Here is a 3,070-nt window from a genome sequence, read left to right on the forward strand (position 1 = left end):
GAATCAGCCAATATCGCTGTATCTTAATTCTTTAATGAATGTAGATTGGCAAAGTACAGAAACATTTGATTTTCCTAATGAAACCACCAGGGAGTGGCTGATGGAGCAAGGTTCTCTTTCCCGTAAGTTGGGTAAGTGTTGCCAACACCTGTCTGTGGAGTTGCTTCACAATCAAGTTGTAGAACGCTCAATTGTGCAACAAGATGAGCAATACCTTTTATCATCGTCTGATTGCTTACTTCGCAAAGTAATTTTGAATGGAGATGATGAACCATGGGTATTAGGCCGAACCTTAATTCCTCGAGTGACATTAGAAGATAAGCACTCAGACCTTTCTCAACAAGGTAATGTCCCGTTAGGGTTGACCGTTTTTAGCGCGGAGAACGTCGAGCGAGACGCGCTACAAGTCGGTTGGGTTATCGCTGGCGACGAACGATTACTCGCACGCCGCTCTCGATTATGGATGAACCATAAACCGATGCTTGTAGCAGAACTGTTTTTACCCACATCACCCATTTACTCTAAGGAGAGTGTGTAAATGCTTGCCACCAAAGCGAAAGCGTACTGGCAATTAACGCGAATGAATCGCCCGATTGGTACCTTGTTACTCCTTTGGCCTACATTATGGTCGCTGATTATCGCCGCACAAGGTATGCCAGACTTTGATGTTTTGGTTGTATTTGTATTAGGTGTAGTGCTAATGCGCTCAGCAGGCTGCGTGATAAATGATTTTGCTGACCGCAAGGTGGATGGCCATGTAAAGCGCACCAAGCAGCGCCCACTGCCGTCAGGTCTGGTGTCGAGTAAAGAGGCCGTTATCCTTTTTTTAGTGCTAGCCGTGATTTCATTCTTGCTAGTGCTGACCATGAATCCGCTGACCATTAAGCTCTCTTTTATTGGGGTTGGTCTAGCGTTTATTTATCCTTTCATGAAGCGTTTTACGCATCTTCCACAGTTGTTCCTTGGTTTAGCGTTTAGCTGGGCTATTCCAATGGCATGGGCTGCACAAACCAATGAGCTACCAAGTATCGTTTGGTTTATTTTCATGATCAATGCGCTGTGGACAATCGCTTACGACACTCAATATGCGATGGTTGACCGAGATGATGATCTTAAGATTGGTATCAAGTCGACAGCGATTTTGTTTGGCCGTTTCGATAAGTTGATTGTTGGCTCACTGCAGTTAGTGACTTTAGCGATGTTGATTGCGTTAGGCATGCATTACCACCTAGGTGATACTTTCTACTGGGCACTGTTGGTAGCAGGTGGTTTGTTTGTTTATCAACAACACCTGATGCGTCATCGCGATCGAGATTTATGTTTTCAAGCCTTCCTCAATAACAACTATGTAGGAATGGCCGTCACCATAGGTTTGTTCATTACCTTCTGGTAAGCGATGGTTTGATAACAAGAGCACATAGAAAAAGGCACCCACAATGGGTGCTTTTTTGATCGTATTCAGCGTAGCGCTTAAAGCTAGCGAACCAACAAATTACTCTGCTTGGTGGATGCTCTCTTGAATCGTCAAGCGAACTTCTGGGTAAAGCATTGAGTAAAGAAGCTTGGCGAACTGCTGAGTCTTCTCTAAGTCGCAATTACCGTTGTTATCCAGGTATTGCTGCTGTTTGAGCGTAGCAAACATTGAAGCGAACACACCTTTATCAAAAAACTCAGGTGCATTGATACCTTGCAGGCGACCAAGACGTTGCGCGATGTCTTGACTCTTCTGTTCAAGGTCAGATTTATCCAGTTCCGGATTCTCTGCCAAGAGGTTAAGAGCAATAGAGTAACGCTGAAGTGTCTCTGAAATCGTACGACCTAGCAGCATTAGCGCTTGGCTGTTCGATTGGTTGATGGTGACTTGATTATTAGACACAACTAACATGCCCTGGCTAACCAATTCATCGATGATGTTCGAAACCACACCTTCAAGCTGCTCTTCGTCGTAGCTCAGGAATAGCTCTTTCTTCAAGAATGGGTAGATTGCCGAAACATTCTTTTGAATTGCATCGATCGTTAGGCCGTGCTGACGAATGGTCATCTGAGCAATTAACGATGGCAGTGCGAATAAGTGAATGATGTTGTTACGGTAGTAGGTCATCAGAATCGATTGGTGGCGATCTAGTGAAATAATGTCACCCATTGAGTCTGACTCAATCAGGAATTTGTTCAGAGACTCTGCATGTTTCACCAATTCTTCCGCGCTGTCTTTCGGTACTGTAAATGTGTCTGAGTAAGGCACATTGTTAAGTAGAGACAGGTAGCAGTTGATTTGAGAAACCAAAGAGTCACGGGACAATGCACGCTGACGTGACGCAAGTAGAGCGGTTGCACATAATGTCAGTGCGTTGGTCGCTGCCGCGTCGTTGATATGTGTCATCATCTTGGTTGCCAAGTCATTGACCACAGGCGTCATCCATTGTGGCTTGCTGGTGCCCATTGGATCGATGTCTTTCGTCCACTCTGGAGAGTGTTCATTCAGGTATTGGTTAAGCTGAATCGGCTCACCGAAGTTCACGTAGCCCTTACCAAAGTTACGTAGCTTACGGATAGTACGAATTACTAGGCTCGCGTTTTCTTTCTCTTTACGCTTACCACGTAGTTCTTTTGCGTAAGTCGCTACTTCCATTACGTGCTCGTAGCCGATGTAAACAGGCACTAACGTTACTGGGCGGTTCATGCCACGCAGCATTGCCTGAATCGTCATCGCTAGCATGCCGGTTTTCGCTTGTAGCAGACGACCGGTACGAGAACGGCCACCTTCACTAAAGTATTCTACCGAGTAGCCTTTAGCGAACAGCTCAGCTAGGTACTCACGGAAGATCGTTGAGTACAGCTTATTACCTTTAAAGCTACGACGAATGAAGAACGCACCACCGTGACGGAAAATCGGACCGGCAGGGAAGAAATTCAAGTTGATACCTGCAGCGATATGCGGAGGCACCATGCCTTCATGGTAAAGCACGTAAGACAACAGTAAGTAGTCCATATGGCTGCGGTGACAAGGGACATAAACAATCTCGTGACCATCTTGTGCCAGCTTACGAACGGTTGAAGCGTTGTTGATATG

General features: G+C 45.6%; 3 protein-coding genes. 2 read left to right on the forward strand and 1 reads right to left on the reverse strand.

Annotation, left to right across the window (positions count from 1 at the left end):
• Together A3712_RS18995 and ubiA are read left to right on the forward strand one after the other, a co-directional pair.
• Window positions 1-538: chorismate lyase (locus A3712_RS18995; RefSeq protein ID WP_157618815.1), on the forward strand; the 538-nt coding region annotated here is incomplete at its 5' end.
• Window positions 539-1,393: a 4-hydroxybenzoate octaprenyltransferase gene (ubiA, locus tag A3712_RS19000; RefSeq protein WP_063524666.1), complete on the forward strand. Its 855-nt coding sequence runs from the start codon at window positions 539-541 to the stop codon at window positions 1,391-1,393.
• A 99-nt stretch (window positions 1,394-1,492) separates the two neighbouring features.
• Here the strand turns inward: ubiA and plsB are convergent.
• Window positions 1,493-3,070, reverse strand: a 1,578-nt coding sequence (gene plsB / locus A3712_RS19005; protein ID WP_063524667.1) for a glycerol-3-phosphate 1-O-acyltransferase PlsB, incomplete at its 5' end; no start/stop codon positions are given.

Origin of the sequence: Vibrio sp. HI00D65 (assembly GCF_001635455.1) — a bacterium.
Lineage (GTDB): Bacteria > Pseudomonadota > Gammaproteobacteria > Enterobacterales > Vibrionaceae > Vibrio.

Coding starts and splice junctions, on each gene's coding strand:
- ubiA (WP_063524666.1), top strand. CDS start 539: ATGCTTGCCACCAAAGCGAAAGCGTACTGGCAATTAACGCGAATGAAT.